This is a genomic window from Gluconobacter sp. (genome assembly GCF_047722525.1).
GTDB lineage: Bacteria > Pseudomonadota > Alphaproteobacteria > Acetobacterales > Acetobacteraceae > Gluconobacter.
Genome location: NZ_JBDNYY010000006.1, coordinates 170,965 through 191,802 on the forward strand (window position 1 = coordinate 170,965; position 20,838 = coordinate 191,802).

Below are 20,838 nucleotides of genomic sequence, written 5' to 3' on the forward strand. Positions count from 1 at the left end.
TCAGTGAACTCAATTCAATGAACAGGCAGCGTACAGGCACGCGGCCCTCCATGGAGGCAGGGATCGGGAAGCTGCGACGCCACGGCGATGTACTTCCGCCCCGCCATTGTGGCCTTTTCCACGCAGCCTGCAAGATCCAGATCCCGCCGTGTTTTCGCCAGCTTGACCAGCATCGGCACATTCACGCCCGAGACCACCTCGACATGCCCCGGTTCTCGCAACGAGAGCGCCAGATTGGACGGCGAACTGCCGAAGATATCGGTCAGCAGCAGCACACCCTCGCCGGTATCAAGCCGCTGGAGCAGGCGTTCGGCCGCCGGGCGCAGCATGGCGGGATCATCATCATCCGCCACTCCGACCACACCCACCTGCGTCTGCGGACCCACCACATGCACCAGCGTTTCCAGCAGGACATCGCCAAGACGTCCATGCGTTACCAGCATCAGTCCGATCATACCGTTCTGTCCTGTGAAGGGTCCTGGGGAGGGACGGCCCAGCGCCAGGACGCCAGACCCTTGCGGGCGAGTTCGCGGTGCAGGACCATCATCGGTCCGACCGGCATTGTTTTCGGGAGGATGCGGGCCAGTTCTTCCACGATCGTCACCGAGCGGTGACGGCCGCCACTGCACCCGATGGCAATGGTCGCGTATTTCTTGCCTTCCGCCACGAAGCGGGGAAGCACAAGCTCCAGCAGGCTCTGGATATGGCCAAAAAACGCGGGATAGGCCGGGTCTGACTTCACGTACTGCACCACCGCCTCGTCCAGCCCGGTCATGGGCTGGAGGGCTGGATCATAATGGGGATTGCGCAGGAAACGGGCATCAAAAACCATGTCCGCCTCGCGGGGCAGACCGGACGGATAGGCAAAGGACATCAACGCAACCGTCAGCCCTTCCCCGCCCGTGCTGCCAAAGCGCGTCTCGATGAGCTGGCGCAGTTCGGGCGAGGGCAGATCGGACGTGTCGATGACCAGATCCGCATTGGCCCGCAGGGGGGCCAGAAGAGCGGTTTCCTGTTCGATTCCGGGGAGAATGGTTCCGCTGGTCACCAGCGGATGGCGGCGGCGCGTGGCTGTGAAGCGGCGCAAAAGGATTTCGGGTTCGGCAGTGGCGTACAGGAGTTGCACCGAGCAGTCGGGCAGCAATCGCAGCCGTTCGAGCTCTTCCAGCACGCGGGAGGCCTCGAACCCGCGACTGCGGACGTCGATCCCGATGGCCAGATTCTGCCCGGCCCGTGACGCGAGCGCCTGGATCAGGTTCAGGGGTGGGTTGTCCACGACCTCATGACCCAGATCTTCCAGAACCCGCAATATGGATGATTTTCCCGCCCCGGACAGACCCGTTACGATCAGGATCCGACGGGAACCGTGACCATATTCGGATAAGGAGCCAGACTCGGGATGGTTCGCCGATGCCATGTGCCACACTCTAGCCGTTTTTCTTTTTGTGCGGAACTATTTCGCACCTTCACGTTTCTGCAACATCGCCCCCTGCTCCGGCGACCCATTCATAAGGGCCACAACAGGCCCCCAGAGCGGCCCTGATCCGGGCCACCGTTCCCGGAAAACCGGGCTCCAGACGCAGCATGACCGCACCCGTCCAGGGGTCCCGGCAGGGCTCGGGCAGGCGGGGCTGCCCTTCCCCCAGACAGACCCGCAGACGGACCGGCGCCTTTATGACAAAAGGTGTCCTCAGGATCCCGACCCCCCGGACTTCGATCAGACCCGCAATGCGTTCGGGCGCTGAGGCTATGATGCCCTGCAGCAGGACTCGGTCATCCGCCACGAGGTCGAAACCCGCATCCATCAGCCGCAGCGCCAGCTCGGATTTTCCCGATCCCGAAGAACCTGAAATCAGGACACCCTCTCCCTTCCACGCCACACAGGACGCATGGACCGGGCCTTCAGGCGAAGCAGGCAGGACGGACATGATGGATTGCGACCTCCACGGGAGCGGACTAAGACCTTGGGTCGGACAGGGGCATGACGGACCTCTGGCATGGATCAGGAGTACGAACCGCAATGGGCGCATCCTCCCCTCACCAAACCGTCACCGTACATGGAGACGAAGTCACCTGCACCGATTTCAGCGGATTCAGCCCGGACGGGGAACGTCCCGGCCGGCTGGTGGATGAATGTCAGGCGGCGCTTTCGGCCATTTCGCTGGTCCTTGCCGATCACGGCCTGACCCTGAACCACACCCGGCACGTCGCCGCCATGATCCGGGAAGGCCAGACCTTCAGCCAGTGTCAGGCGGCCCTGAACGAGGCTCTGGCCGCGGCAAGACCCGCGCTCACCCTGCGGATCGTGCAGCGCTTCCCGCTCCCCGAACAGCGCATCGCCCTGAGCCTGACGGCCACTCCAGAAGAATAAACAGCATAATACGCCATTTTATGGCCCCCAATGCCACTTTTCCGAAAATTATGCTTTCGGGGCGTTTCCGGAACAGTTTTCTGAACCGGAAAACATAAACTGGCACGCTTCCTGCATTGAAGATTTCCAGACGCCACGGGCGTCGGATCTTTCTTCAGGAGCTTCGTGCCATGACCCGTTTTTCTTCCCTTTTGCTCTGCGCCCTTTCCGCCAGCGCTGTCCTGCCCTTTCAGGCCGCTCAAGCCCAGAACCGTTCCATTCCGACCCATCCCGGCACGATCAGTACGGAAATCGACCTGTCGTCACTGGATCTTACCTCCACACAGGGATGGCACCGGGCCACCAAGCAGATCGGTCAGGCGTCCCATGCCGTGTGCCAGCAGCTTCATGATGAGGGCTGGCTGACCATGAGCGACGTGACCGACTGTGAACAGGATGCTTTCTCCAATGCCCGGAATGACCTGTATGACATCCGGAACCAGCAGCGGGCCCGGCATCAGACCGGCCATGTGCTCCTCGCACTTTCCGCCCGGAAGTGACGGCCATGTCGCGGCATGTCTTTCCGGTCCTGATCCTGGCGCTGCCCTTTGCGGCAACGCTGCTGCCGGGCGTGATCGACGACCTGACACCGGGACCGGCCATTGACGTTCAGGTCCCGGACCGGATGCACGCGTCAGGGCGCGCGGGGGAGCCGCACCACGAAACAGGCGCCCCGGATCGCACCGGCCGCATCCATCCGGTTCTCGGCGAACAGACTGCCGCGCAGGGCGTGAATGATCTGCCGGCTGATCGCGAGGCCGAGGCCGGAATGCTGGCCGAAGTTTTCGGTCTGGGGCCGTTCTGAATAGAAACGGTCGAAAATGCTGTCGAGCTTTCCGGGCGGAATACCGGGGCCCTGATCGGTGATGGTGATTTCCACCACGCTGCCCGTCCCCGGCCCGCTCCCGGCAATGTCACGCGCGCTGGCATGCAGGGCGATGATGCCCTTTGGCGGCGAAAACGACACCGCATTGCCGATCAGGTTGCGCAGGACCTGCACCAACCGATCCTCCACAGCCAGCGCCTTCAGTGGCGGATCCTGATCGCGGACATCGAGCCTGAGCACGGGATCGTTTTCCCGGCGCGTCGTCTGGTGCATTTCCGCGAGGATGGACAGGAGGGCCACGACCGAGACGGGTTCGGGACGCACACGGGATAGTTCGGCGTCGATCCGGCTGGCATCGGAAATGTCCGTAATCAGACGGTCCAGCCGTTTGACGTCGCTGTTGATGATACCCAGCAGGCGTTCGCGCCGTTCGGCGATCTGGATGCGCGGCAGGGTCTCGATGGCCGAACGGATGGAGGAGAGCGGGTTCTTGATCTCGTGACTCACGTCAGCGGCAAAGCGTTCGATGTCGTCCATCCGCGCCCAGAGCGCCAGCGCACTGCCCCGGAGCGAGCGAGCCAGCACGCCGATTTCGTCACGACGGGCCAGAAGCCGCTCGGGAACAAGGTCCTTGCGGCCATCCGTTTCGCGCATGTCGTTGGAGGCGCGCGCCAGCGTCAGGAGCGGACGGGCGATCGTAAGCGACAGATACCACGACAGCAGGACCGTCACGACGAGGGCGGCCAGAACCAGCGACAGGATCGAAGAGCGGACGGCGAAAAGCGTGCGATCCACTTCCGGAGCGTGACGGGTGAGCTGGATCTCGCCCACTGTCACACCATCCCGCACGACGGGCTCCACGACCGTCACGACAAGCTGATGGTCCTTGGTGCGCCGGATGAAGGGGGGCAGTTCGGCCTGCGAATGGAGCGGCTGGGCATCATGCGGGCCGTCCATGGCGGTATCGTTCGTGTCGAGCGTGACTTCCTCACTGGAGGTCAGCGGCAGGAGCGACAGCAGCCAGTCGTAGAAGCTTTCAAGGATATTGTTCCGGGGCGGTTTCCACGATCCATCATCCGCGGCTTCCGGCGGGGCATGATCCTGCCTGCGACGCGAGGCCGTACGGCTGTCCACGACGAGCTTGCCGTCCGGATCGAACAGCAGGGCATGAGCGTTGGGGCTCGGTTCGGTCAGGCTGGCCAGCAGCGGGCGGGCCTGTGCGACGTCGAGTTCCAGATTGCCGCCGGGCGCCGGATGGCCTGGCGCATGGGCACTTACCCGGACGGCGGACTGGCCAAGAGCACCGGCATAGATATGGGCCTGCTCGCGCAGGGCGTTGACGTCCGTTTCCAGCAGGCCGTTCTGGAACTGGTCCAGAAACAGCAGCGTGACGGCCAGAAGCGCCAGCGGCAGGGCGTTGAGCAGCAGGATCCGCACCAGAAGCGGCGAGGCCAGACGCCTGCGGGAGAAAGACATCTCCGACAGGGGACGTGGTCTCAGGCGCTTCAGGAGCCGCGCCCGGACAGTCCGAAGCGATTCGCCCAGCCCCGTACCCGATCCCGGGCGCGCCGATTCGGCACGGCGGCGGTCCCGCCCCTGTTCGAGCCGGTCGGCATCAAGGGCATGCCCCGTCGGGAAAGAGGCGGAATCATCATCCACGCGCGCTTACTCGTCCCGATAGCGGTAACCGATGCCGTACAGCGTCTCGATCTGGTTGAACTCGTCATCCACCTGACGGAACTTCTTGCGGACACGCTTGATGTGGCTGTCGATGGTGCGGTCATCGACATAGATGTTGTCGCCATAGGCCGCGTCGATGAGCTGATCGCGCGACTTCACCATACCCGGACGCAGAGCGAGCGCCTTGACCAGCAGGAACTCCGTGACCGTGAGCGCGATGTCCTGTCCGCCCCAAAGGCACTGGTGGCGCGTCTCGTCCAGCGAGAGCTTGCCGCGCACGATGGCGGAGCCGACGGAGGCAACACCCGTGGCCTCGGCCCGGCTGGCATCCTGACGGCGCAGCAGGGCGCGGATACGCTCGATCAGCAGCCGCTGGGAAAAGGGCTTGGTGATGTAGTCGTCCGCGCCGAGACGCAGGCCCATGAGCTGGTCCAGTTCCTCATCCTTGGAGGTCAGGAAGATCACCGGCAGGTTCGAGCGCGAGCGCAGGCGCTGGAGCAGTTCCATACCGTCCATGCGCGGCATCTTCACATCCAGAACCGCGAGGCTGACGGGGCGCGAGATGATGCCCTGCAGCGCGCTTTCGCCGTCAGTGTAGGTGTGAACGGTAAATCCTTCGGCTTCGAGCGTCATCTGGACGGACGCAAGAATGTTCCGGTCATCGTCCACCAGCGCGATGATCGGCGCGGCGGAGGCTCCGGACGGCGTCTGCGAGGCAGGCGCGGGCGGCGCGTAGGGGGTTCGGGGCGTCTCCATGAGGGGTCCGTCTGCTGAGAACTGTTGCGGCTTTTTACCTATAGCCCATGATCCTTGATGGCAGAAAATAGGCTTTTCAATGACATGATGCGTCGCTATGCGACGGCGCAACCCTTGTCTTTGAGACAATCAGCGTTATCTCCTGAAGGAGAACGGGGCCGCATGATGGCCCGTCCCATAGCAGAAGGTCGTGACATGACAGACCACAACGCCTCGCCGGAAACGGCCCACGGCGCGCCTGAACAGGGCGTCGAGACTTCCGGCCATGATACTCCGGGCATGAACGAGACCGGCGGTGAAACGCTGGAAGAGACGACGCCAGAAGCCCGCATCGAAGCCCTTGAGGCCGAAGTCGCCGAACTGAAGGACCGCTGGGTCCGTTCCGAGGCCGAAAGCCAGAACATCCGCACCCGCGCCAAGCGCGACATCGAGGATGCGCGCCAGTACGCCATCCAGAAATTCGCCCGTGACGTGGTCGAGGCTGCCGAGAACCTCCAGCGCGGTCTGGCGTCCCTGCCGCCGAAGACCGAAGGCGAGGACGTCCTCATCACCAAACTGCGTGAGGGAATCGAAGGCACCGAGCGTTCCTTCATCAACATTCTCGAACGCCACGGCATCACCTGCGAGGACCCGACCGGCAAGCCGTTCGACGCCAACCTGCATCAGGCGATGGCGGAACAGCCGTCAGACCAGCACCCGTCGGGCCATGTGATGCAGTCCTGGACGCCGGCCTGGCTGCTCAAGGGCCGCCTGCTGAAGCCGGCCATGGTCGTGGTCGCCAAGGGTGGCGCACAGGCCGCACCGCAGGGCGTCGACAAGACGGTCTGATCCCTTCCCTCGAAGCAGAGGGGCGAAGGACCGAAATCCCACGCAAGGGATTTCTTTGCGGAACGGCAACCGGGAGTGGTTGGCGTTCCGCAACACCCTGCTAAAGTCGGCTCATGAGTCGCATTCTTGTCATAAAGCTCGGCGCCCTGGGCGATTTCGTTCAGGCCTTCGGAGCTTTCGCGTCCATCCGGGCCGCTTTCCCCCACGCCACAGTGACCCTCCTGACCACCGCGCCCTTCGTGGATCTGGGCCGCGCCGCGCCATGGTTCGATGAGGTTCTGACGGATGAGCGTCCGTCGATGGGCAATCTTCCGGGGTTGTGGCGCCTGTCGCGCAAACTGCGCGGGTATGACCGGGTCTTTGATCTTCAGACCTCGGGACGTTCGAAAACCTATTTCCGCCTCGCCGGGCAGCCCGCGAACTGGTCCGGCATTTCCGACGGCTGCTGCCATCCGCACGGCAACCCGTCGCGCAACGACATGCACACGCTCGCACGGCTCGACGACCAGCTTCATGATGCCGGTGTCACGCCCCTGCCCCGTAGCGTTCCGCGCTGGCTTGAGGGGAATGGTCCCGAAATCGCAGCGCCCTATGTCGTTCTGGTGCCTGGTGCGGCGTTCCACCGCCCGCAGAAACGCTGGCCTACATCGCGTTTCGCCGAGGTCGCCAATGCGCTTGTGGCAAAAGGCATCCGCCCCGTCATCGTGGGAACACAGACCGAGGCCCCGCTGGCTCAGGACATCCTGCGCCTCTGCCCCACCGCCCTCGACCTCACGGGCCGGACCACACTCATAGAACTCGCAGGCGTGCTGGACCGCGCGCAGATCGTGATCGGGAACGATACCGGCCCGATGCACCTGGCCGCCGCGATGGACACGCCCTGCATCACGCTCTTCGGTCCTGACAGCGACCCGCGCCTGACGGCTCCCCTCACCCCCACGGCGGGACGGACGGACCTGATCGTGGTGCCGGATCTGGCGATGCTGCCGGCCGCCCGGGTCGAAACCTGTCTGGAAGCGATGCTGTCCCGATGACCCGGGTCCGCTGCGTCATGATGCAGAAGAACGAGGCGACACTGCTGGAGCCCTGGATTCTGTGGCACGCGGCGATCTTCGGCTTCCCGAACCTGACCGTAATCGACAATGGCTCGACCGATCCGGCCGTTCTGGACCTCCAGACGCGGTATGAAGGCAAAGGTGTCCGGATCGTCCGGGACCATGCGTCACCTGCTGATTTCCTGCACAAGGGAGAGGTCATTGCCGGGATCATCCGGCAGTGGGATGCGGAAGGGTCCTGCGATTTTGCCGTCCCGCTGGACTGCGACGAGTTCCTGACGGTCTTTCTGGACCAGCTTTCGCTCGATCCGGACGTCATCCGGAGGCAGTTCGATTATCTGGTGCAGGAAAATGCTACGTTCATTACAGACCGGCTTCTGCTGAACGTGCCGGAAGCGCCGGATTACTATCTGCCCCAGATCGTGCGGCGCGGACTGTTCCGGGCAGGGACGATCGTCAGTCTGGACCGGGGGTTTCATAACCCGCAGAGCATCTACCCCGAGCGCTATGTCCGCACGCCGTTCGTGCATCTCCATCTGCACAACCGGCCGGACTACGAGGAAATCCGCCGCTTCGCACGCCAGAAACTGGATGCTGCCGAGACAGGAGAAACGCTGGAGCATCCCCGGGACGGGACACATCTTCACTTCTATTTCGAGACCGGCTCCGAGGATTTTGCCGCCGGGTATCGGCCTGTTCCGAATATCTACGCACCCATGATTGCGCAGCGCCTGCGGGAACTGGGGATCGATCCGGATATCGTGCTTGGAACTGGCGATACCATTCCTCATCCTCCCCTCGACATCCCGGCTGGCTTTGTCGTGCATCGGGCGCGGGACGACGGGCAGCAGCACGAATACCGGGTGTTCGATCCGGTCTTCTACGCCGAGAGCAACCCGGATGTGGCGCAGGATGCCTATTACGGGATCTGGCCGCTCGTCCATTATCTCACCTGTGGATGGGATGAAGGACGGCCGGCCGATCCCACTGACGTGCCACCGCTTGTGCTCCAGATGGACAAAGCGACCTGAAAACGGACTGTCTGGCCGTCTGGGGGTTGCAGCGCAGCGGGGATTGGGGCCATTTACCGGTTCGTTTTTCGGCAGAGCAATCTGCCGTCCCCACTCGCACAGGAGCGATCTCCATGCCCGCCATCACACTCCCCGACGGAAGCGTCCGCACATTCGACGGGACGGTGACGGGCACGACGATCGCGGCCTCCATCGGACCCGGCCTCGCCAAGGCTGCGCTGGCGATGGAAGTGGACGGCAAGCCCGTCGATATCGGCACCGAAATCAGCAGCGATGCATCCGTGAAGTTCGTCACCCGCAAGGATGAGGACGCGCTGGAAATGATCCGCCATGACGCGGCGCATGTGCTGGCCGAGGCCGTGCAGTCCCTGTGGCCCGAGACGCAGGTCACGATCGGACCGAGCATCAAGGACGGCTTCTATTACGATTTCTCCCGCGAGAAGCCGTTTACGCCGGAAGACTTCCCGGCCATCGAAGCCAAGATGCGCGAGATCGTAGCGGCCAACACGCCGTTCGTCCGCGAGGTCTGGGACCGTGACGAGGCCATCCGCTTCTTTGAAGAGAAGGGCGAGGACTTCAAGGCGCAGCTCATTCAAGACCTGCCAGAAGACGAGCAGATCTCGATCTACCGTCAGGGGGAGTGGCTTGATCTGTGCCGCGGCCCGCATCTGCGCACGACTGGTGATGTCGGCACGGCGTTCAAGCTGATGCGTGTGGCCGGGGCCTACTGGCGCGGCGACCACCGCAACCCCATGCTGACCCGCATCTACGGTACCGCCTGGCGCGACAAGAAGGAGCTGGACGCCCATCTCCTGCGCCTTGAGGAAGCCGAGAAGCGCGACCATCGCCGCATCGGCCGCGAGATGGACCTCTTCCACATCCAGGAAGAAGCCGTCGGGCAGATCTTCTGGCACCGCAAGGGCTGGCGCCTGTACACCGTCCTTCAGGACTACATGCGTCGTGCGCAGGAGCGGAACAACTACGAGGAAGTCCGCACCCCGCAGCTCGTGGACCGTGCGCTCTGGGAGGCTTCGGGCCACTGGGACAAGTATCGCGAGAACATGTTCATCGCGACCGTCGAGGACGAGGACAAGACCCTCGCGCTCAAGCCCATGAACTGCCCGTGCCATGTGCAGATCTTCCGTCACGGCCTGCGTTCCTATCGTGAGCTGCCGCTGCGAATGGCGGAATTCGGCGCGTGTCACCGTTACGAGCCGTCGGGGGCACTGCATGGCATCATGCGCGTGCGCGGCTTCACGCAGGACGACGCCCATATCTTCTGCACGGACGACCAGATTGCGGACGAAACCGCGAAGTTCGTGAAGATGCTGGCGGAGGTCTATTCCGATCTTGGATTCGATACCTTCCGCGTGAAGTTCTCCGACCGTCCGGAAACGCGGGCGGGCTCGGATGAAGTGTGGGATCGTGCGGAGGGCTCGCTCAAGAAGGCCTGTGAGATCGCGGGCGTCGAATACGAGTACAATCCGGGCGAAGGCGCGTTCTACGGTCCGAAGCTCGAATTCGTGCTGACCGACGCCATCGGCCGTGACTGGCAGTGCGGTACGCTTCAGGTGGACTATGTCCTGCCGGAGCGTCTGGACGCCTCTTACATTGGCGAGGACAGCAACCGTCATCGTCCGGTCATGCTGCACCGCGCGATTCTCGGCAGTTTCGAGCGCTTCATCGGCATCCTGATCGAGCAGTATGCTGGCAAGTTCCCGCTCTGGCTCGCGCCGACGCAGGTTGTCGTGGCGTCCATCGTCTCCGACGCGGCCGATTACGCCAACGAAGTCGCGGCAACGCTCAAGGCCGCGGGACTCCAAGTCGAGACCGACACCCGCAGCGACAAGATCAACGCCAAGATCCGCGAACACAGCCTTGCGCGCGTTCCGGTCATCCTGGTGGTTGGTCGCCGCGAGGCCGAGGAACGCAAGGTCGCCATGCGGCGTCTGGGCGGTGCGGCACAGGAAATCCTGTCGCTTGACGAAGCCGTGACGGCGCTGGCGAAAGAGGCTCAGGCCCCCGACATCGCGCGCTTTGCGAAGGATTGAACGTAATCCCCTTGCACCGGGCGTAAGGCAGGACTATGTGCAGAAGGAACGGGATCGGAAATGGCCGTATCCCGCCTTTCTTCGTGAAGGCGGATGCTGGTGACCGGACCCGAACGAAACTGATGACAGGAGCTGACCATAGCTAGACCGCCGATGCAGGCCGCGCCCACCCGTGAAGGACCGCGCGTCAACGAGGAAATCCGTGTTCCGCAGGTTCGTCTGATCGACGAAGAAGGCGAAATGCAGGGCGTCATGACGACCCGGGATGCCCTGATGCGCGCTTTTTCGGTAGGTCTCGACCTTCTGGAAATCAGCCCGACCGCTGTTCCTCCTGTCGTGAAGATTCTCGACTACGGCAAGTTCAAGTATGAGCAGCAGAAGAAGAAGAACGAAGCCCGCAAGAAGCAGAAGGTCATTGAGATCAAGGAAGTGAAGGTTCGTCCCGGTACGGGCGAGCATGACTTCCAGACCAAGCTCAAGGCCATCCACAGCTTTCTTGACGAAGGTGATAAGGTCAAGATTTCCCTGCGCTTCAAGGGCCGCGAAATGGCCCATCAGGAGCTCGGCATCAAGATGCTTGAGCGTATCCGGCAGGAAGTCGAGGAAAAGGCCAAGGTGGAGCAGATGCCCCGTCTTGAAAACCGTCAGATGCTGATGGTGATCGCACCCCGCTAAGGGGCGCTTTCAGCCCACAAATGAAAAACCGGCCGCCCTTTCGGGAGCGGCCGGTTTTTTTATGGCCTGTTTCTCAGGCTGCCTCGGCTTCGAGATTCGTCCGATAGAGTGCAACAAACTGCCGCAGCAGACCTGCGATCTCGGTAACCGGGGTCTCCCAGTCTCCCGAAAAGGGCTGTCGGAAAATGCGCATGCTCGGGTACCAGGGCGTCGTCGTGCCGGTTTCGCCCCAGCGCCAGCAGGCATCGCTGCGGGACAGCATCCAGACCGGCAGGCCGAGTCCGCCAGCCAGATGGACAATGGACGTATCGACACTGATGAGCAGGTCCACGCCATAAAGCCGGGCGGCCGTATCGGCGAAATCCGTAATTCCGTCCGTCGCATCCAGCACAGGCAGGCCGGTCTCCGCAATCTGCCTGCAAGGCGTCCCAATCTGAAAACTGACGAAACGGATACCGTCCACGCCCAGCAGGGGCGCGAGCTGCTCCAGCCGCATGCTCCGACGCCGGTCAACCTGCGAAGCCGCCGGATCATGAGGACGCGGATCACCGCTCCAGACCAGACCGACGATCAGATCGGGCTGTTCCGTTTTTTTCAGGACGCTCTGCCGGAGGGCCCCACCCTGTCGCACCTGTTCTTCAGCAGACACCGACAGGTAAGGGCATCCCGGCGCCGTCGAGGGCGTCAGGTTCAGACGCAGCGGCAGTCCGACAAGCGGGCAGTGCCGATCCAGATGAAGCGACGGGTCGAGCGTCGATATAATCCGGTCGATCCCTTCCATCCTCTCCAGAAGCCTGACGAGGGGGATGGGAACCTGCACCACGACGGTGGCTCCGCGCTCCTTGAGCAGCGGCACACAACGGATGAACTGGAGCGTATCGCCGTAACCCTGCTCATGATGGATCAGGATGGTCCTCCCGGTCAGGTCCTCTCCTTCCCATTGCGGCATGCTCAGGTCTGTACGCGGGGTCTGACAGGACCGCCAGCGCCATTCATATTCGCGCCATCCGGCTTCGAACTGACCGAGTTTCAGCAGGCTGACGGCACGGCCGAAACGGCAGGTGCCATTTTCTGGAGCAAGGGCGATGGCCCGGTCATAATACGGCAGGGACTCCGCGCTTCGGCCAAGCCCCTGAAGGGCATGGGCAATGTTGTTGATGGCCGCCACACGGTCCGGGCACAGGGCGTCGCCTGCCCTGGCGGTTTCAAGTGCCCCTTCGAAGGCTCCCTTCCGCGCCAGGACCATACTCAGATCGACATGAAAGGAGGCTTCTTCCGGCTTCTGCTGGATCGCAACCTTCAGGGCCCTTTCCGCACCGTCCAGATCCCCGGTTTCGAGACAGACAATGCCCAGACGATGCCAGATCCTCGGGGCATTGACGTGCTGATGCAGGCTCTGAACATAGAAATGCCTTGCCTGATTCCAGTCTTTGAAACGCTCATAAAGACATCCCGCCAGAAACGCGGAATGGGGATCCTGTGGCAGGGTCTGGACACCTTCATGCAGCTTTTCAAGCGCACCGGGGATATCGCCTGCATCCCCCAGAGCGAGAATGTCCTGCGCCAGCAAACGGAAAGAGTTGGGCATGAAGACTCCTTTTTTTCCGTCGTAAAGGACGCCTCCTAAGAAACCCTTAAAATCCTCCGTTTTCCTGTCCTGTCGGACAGGCTCAGCCCTCCAGCTTCCGGGTCAGGCGCTGGAGGAGCGGGCGAAATCGCAGGAATATTCCGTATCCCCATTGCAGTACGGCCAGAACAGCCGGGTTCCGGGCCGCCAGGCCCAGTGGCCGCAGCAGGGGAATCGCCCGCCACATGGCGGCAAAGGCGGCCGCGCCCTCATACAGGCGGCCATCCTCCTCGGCATGGAACCGGGCCAGCAGGGTTGCCCGGTCCAGCGGGCATGCCTGAGCCGACTCCAGATCGACGAAGCGGATGGCGCCCCGCCGGTCCAGACGTTTCATCAGGGCAATCTCACGCCGGCAGAGAGGACATCCGCCATCGAACCAGACCGTCACCATGGCCGGAAAACCTCCGGCATCTGGGGGTTCATGGAGAAAGTTCAGCCTGCACGGACACGTTCACGCGAACGATCTGATCATCCGGACTGCGCTGGGGCGGGGCGGAATCGGCCATTCGCGCGGCCATGAGCATCACGGGGCGTGGTCCCGGCTCCAGGGAGGAGATGCGGATTTCCTTCAGGCGGACAAGATGCAGTCCCAGGGTCTGCGCACTTTGTTCCGCCTGCTGACGGACCTGTTTGAGGGCCTGTGTCCGGGCTTCCTGCAGAAGCTTCTCCCGGGTTGCATCATCCAGGGACCAGTCCAGCCCTTCCAGCATCAGGGACTGCGACTGGAGTTGGCCGGCCAGACCGAGCAGACGCACGGAATCCTGTCCGCTGAGTTCAAGCTCCTGCCGGGCCGTCCAGCTCTTCGGGCCATGTTCGGGCGTGTTTTCATAAATGGAGTATCCACCCGCCTTTGCCACGATACCCGCCTGACCACCCGCCAGCTTCATAGCGGCTTCCATGCGCGTGTTCACATCCTTCTGCGCAGCCGCGGCTGACGGGCTGTCGGCGCGGACGAAAAGACGAACCGTCAGTTCCGTCGGTACGGCATGGGCCTGCCCCATGACGCTGAAGTCAAGCTGGGTGGTGTTCTGCTGCATATCGGCTGCCTGTGCGGTAGAAAAAGCGCCTGTCCCGGACAGGGCGACGGGCGAGGAGGCCAGCGCAGCCGCCAGAAGCGGAACGGACCGGAGGCGAGAAAAACGGATCATTGGGTCTCCTGAAAACAGGTGTCGTAAAGAACGCCCGAAATACCGTCAGCGTGGCTCCGGAGCGTGTTTCAGCAGGACCAACGCCCGACGCAGGCGTTCGATCCCCGCCCGGACGTGCCCCTGCGCACAGAGAAGGTCTCCCTGAGCGCGCAGGTGGCGGGCATCCTCCATGGTCCCGAGCGGGATGGCGGCGGGAGGAGCGGCGAGTTGCATGTCCACGCTTTTCCGCAGCCGGGCGCAGTATTCCGCGTTCTCGGACGTCACCGGAATGGCATCGTCCGAATGTCCGGACGACTGATGCTGCACCGGGTGCAGCGCCGGTGACGCAGCCAGACAGCCGAGCAGACAGAAGGCCGGAAGGGCGGCTGGCGAAGAAAGGAAGGAACGCATCACGGAGTGTGTAGCCCATTCCAGTTAAGCGCAGGGTGGGGCGTGGATGAAACTTCCGTCATGCCGCTTTCGGAACAGGCGTTGCGACAGGGAGCAGAAGGGTCGCGGACAGACCCGGATGTCCGGCTTTCAGTTCGAGCGAGCCACCATGCAGGCTTATGACAGCCTGCACGACGGAAAGACCCAGCCCCACGCCCGGTGTGTTGCGCGCGGCTTCGGCCCGAAAGAACCGTTCGGAAGCGCGGCTCAGGTCTTCCTCGCTCATGCCCGGCCCCTGATCCGCAACCGTGATGGCCAGCCGTTCGCCCCGCATGTCCACGGAGAGGGTGATGGCTGTTCCAGGCGGAGCGAACTTGATGGCATTATCCAGCAGATTGGCCACCGCCTGTTGCAGAAGATGCGGATCGCCATTGACGGGCGGTGTCGTCCCCGCGCGGAAAACCAGCCGGACGCCTGCATCCTCGACGGAGGCTTCATAGAGTTCGCACAACCCCTCCAGCAGCGGGCGGACATCCAGAACCGTGAAGGCGGCCCGTCTGGCACCGGCCTCAAGCTGCGCAATTCTCAGCAGGGCCTCGAAAATCGACGTCACCCGGTCGAGATCCATGACCGCGCGGTCGATGGCGGCATGAAGCTCCTCTGCCGAAGTGGCGGTGCGGTTGGCGTCCTCCAGACGCGCACGGGCACGGGCAATCGGTGTGCGCAGATCATGGGCAATGGCGTTGGAGACCTGCTTGACGCCATCCATCAGGCGGTTGATCCGCTCCAGCATGGTGTTGACCGTCTGGCCGACCAGATCCGTTTCATTGCCCGTCAGCGGGATGCGCTGGCTCAGATCGCCCTGCGCGACAGCCGCCGTGGTGCGGGCGATGGAACGGACGACCTGTCGAAAGATCCGCCGGATTGCGAGCGCCCCGCCCGCCGCCAGCAGCGAGACCATGACCCAGGCCCAGATCAGCGTATCGGTCAGAACGTGGCGCACAAGCTGCCGCCCGCGGACATCGCGCCCCACGATCATCCGGAACCCGTGCGTCAGGGGATAGGCGTGCATCTTGGCGTTCGTCCGGAAGCCGTCGCGCTTGATGGCCAGTTCGTAAAACTGGTCCGTCCGGGTGATGACGACGGGCCAGCCCGGCAGGTTTCCGGCAAATCTGCGCCCGTCCGGCCCGATCAGGAGATAAAGCTCGTCATCATCGACGTTCTGGTCCAGCCGGTCCTGAATGGCGAGGCTGAGCGCGGACGGTCCTCCCTGCGCCCAGCGATGGGCCAGATCGGCGGCATCGACCTGCACCGCAATCTCGACCTGATGGTCGAGCTGGCCGGTCGTATTCCACCAGATGAAGGAGAGAAACGCCCCGGCCGAAATCACGAAGACGAGCCCATAGGCCAGCGCGAAGTTCAGCCCCGCCGAGCGGATCGGCCAGCGCAGGCGCTTTTTCAGGAACACTCCGAAACGACGGGCCCTGCGCCGCAACATCCGGCCTCAGTCCGCCCGCAGGATGTAGCCGGCGTTGCGGATCGTATGGATCATCGGCTTGTCGAACGGCTTGTCCACCTTCTGGCGCAGGCGCGAGACATGCACGTCGATCACGTTGGTCTGCGGGTCGAAATGATAGTCCCATACGCGCTCGAGCAGCATGGTGCGGGTTACGACCTGTCCGGCATGACGGATCAGGAACTCCAGCAGACGGAACTCACGCGGCTGAAGATCGATCTTCTCGCCACCGCGTTTGACGGTCCGCGAGAGCAGATCCATTTCCAGATCGCCAACCACAAGCCGCGTCTGGGGGGCGCTTTCCGGGCGGCCACGACGGCCCAGCGCCTCGACACGTGCCAGAAGTTCGGAAAAGGCGAAGGGCTTGGTCATGTAGTCGTCACCACCGGCCTTGAGCCCGGCGACGCGCTCGTCCACATCCGCCAGCGCCGAAAGCAGCAGGACCGGCGTTGCGTTTTTCTGCCCGCGCAGGGTTTCCAGAATCCGCAACCCGTCGATGCCGCCCGGCAGCATCCGGTCCAGGATCACGACGTCATAATTCTCGCTGACGGCCAGAAACAGGCCGTCCTTGCCATTATCCGCCTCATCCACGACATGCCCGGCCTCCCGGAGCCCCTTGAGCACGAAAGCACGGACAGTCGGATCGTCCTCGACCAGCAGGATACGCATCGTTGTCTTTCTTCCTTCCGAACGCAGTCTTGCCGTTCCTTGCAGAAGAATACCGGCTTGAAGGGCGCCGTCAAAGGCGGTTGTTACAGAAAGGCACGCCTAGCGCGGAATGGCGTTGTCAAAATCGTCCTGCTGGGCATCACGCAGGGAGGACGCGCTGATCGGTCCCCATGAGAACGGGGACGCTTCCGACAGTCCATCCTGGTAGCCGCTGCGATCATGCGACGGGGGAACGGGGCTGCATCCGGCAAGCGCGCCCAGCAGAAAGACACCGCACAATCCCAAGCAGATTTTTCTGCCGGATAGCGGCTCAGTCATCGGCATCGCGAGGACGCGGGCCGATATGGATGGGCAGCGTCAGGGACTGCCTGCCACGCTGGATCCGGAAAGACAGGGTCATGCCCGGCCGGGCCGCCGCGATACTGCGCAGGAGCATCCGCGCGCTGGTGACAGGCACATTGTCCACCTGCTTCACGACATCACCGCGCCGCAGACCGCCCTTCTGCGCCGGGCCACCATTATCAACGCCCGCGATGCCGATATCGGTGTCACCGTCATCGAGCGTTATGCCGAGCCAGCCATGTTCGGCATGGCCCGTCGCCTCGATTTCCGCGACGATCGGGGCCACGATCTCGGACGGGATGCCAAAGCCAATCCCGACAGAACCACCCGCAGGCGTTACGATGGCGGCATTCACGGCCACGACCTGTCCGCGCATGTTGAAGGCCGGACCACCCGAATTGCCGGGATTGATCGGGGCGTCGAGCTGGATGAAATCATCAAGCGAGCCGATCCCCAGATCGCGCCCGACGGCCGAGACGATGCCCGCCGTGACGGACGAGCCAAACCCGAACGGATTGCCCGCAACGAGAATCCAGTCTCCGATATCGGTCTGCTGGCTGTCGCCCCAGGTGACATGCGGAAGCGGCTCGGGACTATCGACCTTGATGACGGCAATATCCGTCAACGGATCGGCCCCCAGCAAACGCGCCGGCATTTCATGCCCGTTGGACAGCGAGACCACGACCTTGTCCGCCCCGCCCACGACATGGCGGTTCGTGACGATAATGCCGGACGGATCGACGATGAAGCCTGATCCGGCGCCGACCATTTCTTCCTGCTGGCGCTTCATCCGGTCCCGGTAGCGCTTTTCGAGCGGGGTGCCGCGAATCTGGGGTGGGATGTGGTCGTGCCCGTCCGGGCTGTTCTGGGTGATGGCGATGTTGACGACAGCCGGGATCACCTGCCGCACCAGCGGGGCGAAACTCAGCGGGCCGTATTTGACCAGAAGCGGCGGCAGAGCAGGCGCAGGTGCCGGGACGATGGCGGGCTGTGTGGGGATGCCCTGCGCGTCCGTATTCTCGCCCGCCACCGTGCGGTCGGGGATGATCGTCGGGAGCATTTTCGGTGCTGGGACCTGCATGACCAGCGGCTTCTGCGGGTGTTCCGCGGGATGCTGGCGCTGCGCACCATCACCATGACCGCGCAGCGCCAGCATCAGCCCCACCGTCACGACAGTGGCTGTTCCGGCACCGATCGCAGCAGCCTGCAGGGCGCGGTTCATGGGAAACAGGACAGGAACATCGTCATATCCCTGCTGCTAACACAGAATTGTTCCACCTCCTAAGATCATGGCGATTCAACGCCTCGGACGCGGTTTGGGAGGCTCGGCGGTCGCGGGATCCTCGGGCCAGTCATGGCGGGGATAGCGCCCGCGCATGTCCCGGCGCATGTCGGCCCAGCTCCCTTTCCAGAACCCTTCCAGATCGGCCGTGATCGCCTGTGGGCGTCCGGCCGGAGACAGCAGCGCGCATTGCAGGGCAAGCTGCCCGTCGGCAAGCTGCGGCGTCTGGGCCGTGCCGTAGAAAGCCTGCGCACGGGCCGAGACCGTAGGAACCGCGCCGGTATAGTCGATGTCGTGGGTGCTGGCTTTCAGCGTCAGGCGAGGCGGGAGCTTGCGGTCCAGCGCGGCCAGATCGGCATAGTCCAGACGGGCACGCAGGATGGACAGCAGATCCAGCGCCCTGACCTGCGACAGTCGGTCACATCCGGCCAGATAGGGCTCCAGCCAGTCGAGCGAGGCCGCCAGCCCCTCATCGGACAGGTCCGGCAGATGGGGCGCGTAGGTCGCGCGGGCATGGGCCACACGGGCCTGGAACTGACGTCCGGCCTCTGTCCAGGTCAGGGCCTGCGCCGGAGTCGCGGCGACCTGCTGCATCAGGAGCGTCTGCGCTTCCTCGGGGCTGATTTCGCCGTTGCGATCGCGCAGAACCAGCGCGCCCAGACGAAGCCTGCGACGGGCGATGATGCGGCCGGATGTGCCGTCCAGTGTTGTTTCAACCTGCTCGCGCGTCCGGTCCAGCAGGGTCTGCGGCAGATTTTCAGCGTCCAGCGGGGCAGCGAGCGTGATTTCGGTTGAGGTCCGCGTATGGAACGCCGCACCGGCCAGCAGCTTTTCGCGCGCCAGCGGATCATTGGCTGAAACGCGGGCACTCCCCCCGCCCGCCAGCCGGAAACGCCCGAGCTCACCCGCTGCCTGCGCGACACGGTCCGGGAAACCGGCGGCCAGCAACGAGCCTGCATGGTCCGGTAGCGGCACAAGCGGCATGTCCCGATCACCCATGCGGCGCAGGAAGCGTTTGGCGGACTGGCGCATATGAAACAGGCTGGCGCGATCCGCGCGGGGATCGTCACGCTCGAACAGGGCGAAGCGGACGCGAATATCAGCGCCCGGCGTGGGGCCAGAAGGGCGGTTCGGGCGTGGACGGAGCGGATCACGTTCTTCCAGCAGGGCCGCCAGACAGGCCGCCGTCACACGTTCCGGCAGTGTACGGGCGGCGCAGAGCATCGCAGCCAGACGCGGATGCGTGCCGAGAGACGCCATGCGCTTGCCAAGCGCCGTGATACGGTTGGCGTCATCCAGCGCGCCAAGTTCCCGGAGCAGTTCGCGGCCCCCCGCCAGAACGCCCGTCGGCGGCGTGTCCAGAAGCGGCAGACTGTCTGGAGCCGTTCCCATGACCTCCTGCCAGGCGGCGGTGACAAGCGCGAAATCCGTCAGATCGGCCACGAGAATTTCCGGAGCGTCCTGCGGGCGCAGGCTGCGCTGCGTCATTTCCGACCATAAGCGAATGGCGATGCCCGGAGACTGCCGCCCCGCACGGCCCGCGCGCTGGGTGGCGGTGGCGCGGGAGATTTTCAGCGTTTCCAGCCGCGACAGGCCGGTATTCGGGTCAAGACGCGGGGCACGACGCAAGCCACCATCCACGACGATCCGCACGCCCGAGACAGTGACGGAGGTTTCGGCAATGGACGTCGCCAGCACGACGCGGCGCGTGTCGGACGGGGCGATGGCGCGGTCCTGATCCTCGGTCGTCTGTTCGCCGTGCAGCGGGAAAACCGGGACCGTGCCGTCCAGCAACGCCTGTGTGCGGCGGATTTCGCCAACGCCGGGCAGGAAGGCGAGGATATCGCCCTCTTCTTCCACCAGTGCCTGACGGATCGCGCGGGCGCAGGCTTCGGGCAGGTCGCGCATATGGGGAATGTCGCGGGTGTGGCGGATGTCGATGGGGAACTGACGGCCCTCGCTCTCGATCAGCGGGGCGTTCATCAGCGTCGTGAAAGCGCGGCCATCGGGCGTGGCGGACATGGCCAGAATCCGCAAATCCGGCCGCATTTCGCGCTGCATGTCCAGACAGAACGCCAGCGCCGCGTCCAGATCCAGCGAGCGTTCATGCACTTCATCGAACAGCACCGCGCCCACGCCATCCAGCAGCGGATCAGTCAGCAGACGACGCAGGAGCAGCCCTTCGGTCACGACCTCGATCCGCGTTCTGGCGGACATGGCGGAATCAGTACGGGTGCGGAACCCCACGATGCCACCCGGCTTTTCGCCCAGCGACGACGCCATGCGCGACGCCGCGCCACGGACCGCCACACGACGGGGCTCCACGAGGATGAGGCGCTGCGTCCCGAGCCAAGGTGCGTCCAGAAGCGCGAGCGGCGTCAGCGTCGTCTTGCCTGCACCCGGTGGGGCGACGAGGACGGCGTTGGGCTGCGTCTGCAACGTCGCCAGAAGCTCCGGCAGGATTGCCGTGACGGGGAGTTCGGGGGGAAGGGTAAAAGTCAGGGCGCGGCTCCGGCACAGCAGGGCAGAGCCGCTGTTATACCGTGCGCCTGCGCGAAAGCGATGGCGCGGAA

21 protein-coding genes are annotated in these 20,838 nt (G+C 63.8%); 7 read left to right on the plus strand and 14 right to left on the minus strand.

Features of this window, described 5'->3' with window-relative positions; translation table 11 throughout:
• Nucleotides 1–14: 14 nt before the first annotated feature.
• Genes ABF859_RS07935 through ABF859_RS07945 form a run of 3 tightly spaced genes read right to left on the minus strand, consistent with a single transcriptional unit; the run spans nucleotide 15 to nucleotide 1,928 of the window.
• Complete coding sequence (locus tag ABF859_RS07935) at nucleotides 15–455, minus strand: PTS sugar transporter subunit IIA (protein ID WP_415527227.1); 441 nt, start codon at nucleotides 453–455, stop codon at nucleotides 15–17.
• Nucleotides 452–1,417, minus strand: coding sequence for an RNase adapter RapZ (gene rapZ / locus ABF859_RS07940; RefSeq protein WP_211558925.1), 966 nt, complete (start codon nucleotides 1,415–1,417; stop codon nucleotides 452–454). The genes ABF859_RS07935 and rapZ overlap by 4 nt, the downstream gene beginning before the upstream one ends.
• A gap of 49 nt (nucleotides 1,418–1,466) precedes the next feature.
• Nucleotides 1,467–1,928, minus strand: coding sequence for an HPr kinase/phosphorylase (locus tag ABF859_RS07945; protein ID WP_415527228.1), 462 nt, complete (start codon nucleotides 1,926–1,928; stop codon nucleotides 1,467–1,469).
• Nucleotides 1,929–2,020: 92 nt separating this feature from the next.
• Here ABF859_RS07945 and ABF859_RS07950 point away from each other — a divergent pair, with 92 nt between their 5' ends.
• Nucleotides 2,021–2,371: an endoribonuclease L-PSP gene (locus tag ABF859_RS07950; protein ID WP_415527229.1), complete on the plus strand. Its 351-nt coding sequence runs from the start codon at nucleotides 2,021–2,023 to the stop codon at nucleotides 2,369–2,371.
• 170 nt (nucleotides 2,372–2,541) lie between these two features.
• A complete protein-coding gene (locus ABF859_RS07955) occupies nucleotides 2,542–2,910 on the plus strand; it encodes a UrcA family protein (protein ID WP_415527230.1) in 369 nt (122 codons plus the stop codon).
• A gap of 134 nt (nucleotides 2,911–3,044) precedes the next feature.
• Here ABF859_RS07955 and ABF859_RS07960 read toward each other — a convergent pair whose 3' ends face one another.
• Nucleotides 3,045–4,712: a stimulus-sensing domain-containing protein gene (locus ABF859_RS07960; protein ID WP_415527287.1), complete on the minus strand. Its 1,668-nt coding sequence runs from the start codon at nucleotides 4,710–4,712 to the stop codon at nucleotides 3,045–3,047.
• A 189-nt stretch (nucleotides 4,713–4,901) separates the two neighbouring features.
• Nucleotides 4,902–5,672 (minus strand): response regulator transcription factor, encoded by a 771-nt coding sequence (locus ABF859_RS07965; RefSeq protein ID WP_415527231.1) that lies wholly within the window; start codon nucleotides 5,670–5,672, stop codon nucleotides 4,902–4,904.
• Between the two features lie 162 nt (nucleotides 5,673–5,834).
• On the opposite strand from ABF859_RS07965, the gene ABF859_RS07970 reads away from it, so the two are divergent.
• From ABF859_RS07970 to infC, 5 genes are all read left to right on the plus strand, one after another.
• Entirely contained in the window at nucleotides 5,835–6,500 is a 666-nt protein-coding gene (locus ABF859_RS07970) for a nucleotide exchange factor GrpE (RefSeq protein ID WP_415527232.1), read from the plus strand.
• Between the two features lie 113 nt (nucleotides 6,501–6,613).
• Nucleotides 6,614–7,534 (plus strand): glycosyltransferase family 9 protein, encoded by a 921-nt coding sequence (locus ABF859_RS07975; RefSeq protein ID WP_415527233.1) that lies wholly within the window; start codon nucleotides 6,614–6,616, stop codon nucleotides 7,532–7,534.
• Nucleotides 7,531–8,586, plus strand: coding sequence for a glycosyltransferase family 2 protein (locus ABF859_RS07980; protein ID WP_415527234.1), 1,056 nt, complete (start codon nucleotides 7,531–7,533; stop codon nucleotides 8,584–8,586). Before ABF859_RS07975 ends, ABF859_RS07980 begins: the two co-directional genes overlap by 4 nt.
• Nucleotides 8,587–8,699: 113 nt before the next feature.
• A complete protein-coding gene (thrS, locus tag ABF859_RS07985; protein ID WP_415527235.1) occupies nucleotides 8,700–10,637 on the plus strand; it encodes a threonine--tRNA ligase in 1,938 nt (645 codons plus the stop codon).
• A 153-nt stretch (nucleotides 10,638–10,790) separates the two neighbouring features.
• Complete coding sequence (gene infC, locus ABF859_RS07990) at nucleotides 10,791–11,312, plus strand: translation initiation factor IF-3 (RefSeq protein WP_011252394.1); 522 nt, start codon at nucleotides 10,791–10,793, stop codon at nucleotides 11,310–11,312.
• A 73-nt stretch (nucleotides 11,313–11,385) separates the two neighbouring features.
• On the opposite strand, the gene ABF859_RS07995 is transcribed toward infC, so the two are convergent.
• The 9 genes from ABF859_RS07995 to hrpB form a co-directional block, all read right to left on the minus strand.
• On the minus strand, nucleotides 11,386–12,900 hold the full coding sequence (locus ABF859_RS07995) for a tetratricopeptide repeat protein (RefSeq protein WP_415527236.1): 1,515 nt from the start codon (nucleotides 12,898–12,900) through the stop codon (nucleotides 11,386–11,388).
• Between the two features lie 82 nt (nucleotides 12,901–12,982).
• Complete coding sequence (locus tag ABF859_RS08000) at nucleotides 12,983–13,330, minus strand: thiol-disulfide oxidoreductase DCC family protein (RefSeq protein WP_415527237.1); 348 nt, start codon at nucleotides 13,328–13,330, stop codon at nucleotides 12,983–12,985.
• A 28-nt stretch (nucleotides 13,331–13,358) separates the two neighbouring features.
• Nucleotides 13,359–14,087, minus strand: a complete 729-nt coding sequence (locus tag ABF859_RS08005) for an SIMPL domain-containing protein (protein ID WP_415527238.1) — start codon at nucleotides 14,085–14,087, stop codon at nucleotides 13,359–13,361.
• A gap of 45 nt (nucleotides 14,088–14,132) precedes the next feature.
• Nucleotides 14,133–14,477, minus strand: a complete 345-nt coding sequence (locus tag ABF859_RS08010; protein ID WP_415527288.1) for a hypothetical protein — start codon at nucleotides 14,475–14,477, stop codon at nucleotides 14,133–14,135.
• 58 nt (nucleotides 14,478–14,535) lie between these two features.
• Entirely contained in the window at nucleotides 14,536–15,954 is a 1,419-nt protein-coding gene (locus ABF859_RS08015; protein WP_415527239.1) for an ATP-binding protein, read from the minus strand.
• A 6-nt stretch (nucleotides 15,955–15,960) separates the two neighbouring features.
• Complete coding sequence (locus ABF859_RS08020; protein ID WP_011252400.1) at nucleotides 15,961–16,641, minus strand: response regulator transcription factor; 681 nt, start codon at nucleotides 16,639–16,641, stop codon at nucleotides 15,961–15,963.
• A gap of 99 nt (nucleotides 16,642–16,740) precedes the next feature.
• On the minus strand, nucleotides 16,741–16,926 hold the full coding sequence (locus ABF859_RS08025; RefSeq protein WP_415527240.1) for a hypothetical protein: 186 nt from the start codon (nucleotides 16,924–16,926) through the stop codon (nucleotides 16,741–16,743).
• Nucleotides 16,927–16,951: 25 nt separating this feature from the next.
• Complete coding sequence (locus ABF859_RS08030; protein ID WP_415527241.1) at nucleotides 16,952–18,205, minus strand: S1C family serine protease; 1,254 nt, start codon at nucleotides 18,203–18,205, stop codon at nucleotides 16,952–16,954.
• Between the two features lie 75 nt (nucleotides 18,206–18,280).
• Nucleotides 18,281–20,788 carry an ATP-dependent helicase HrpB gene (gene hrpB, locus ABF859_RS08035; RefSeq protein ID WP_415527289.1) on the minus strand — a complete coding sequence of 836 codons (2,508 nt, stop codon included), beginning with the start codon at nucleotides 20,786–20,788 and terminating at the stop codon, nucleotides 18,281–18,283.
• Between the last annotated feature and the right edge of the window lie 50 nt (nucleotides 20,789–20,838).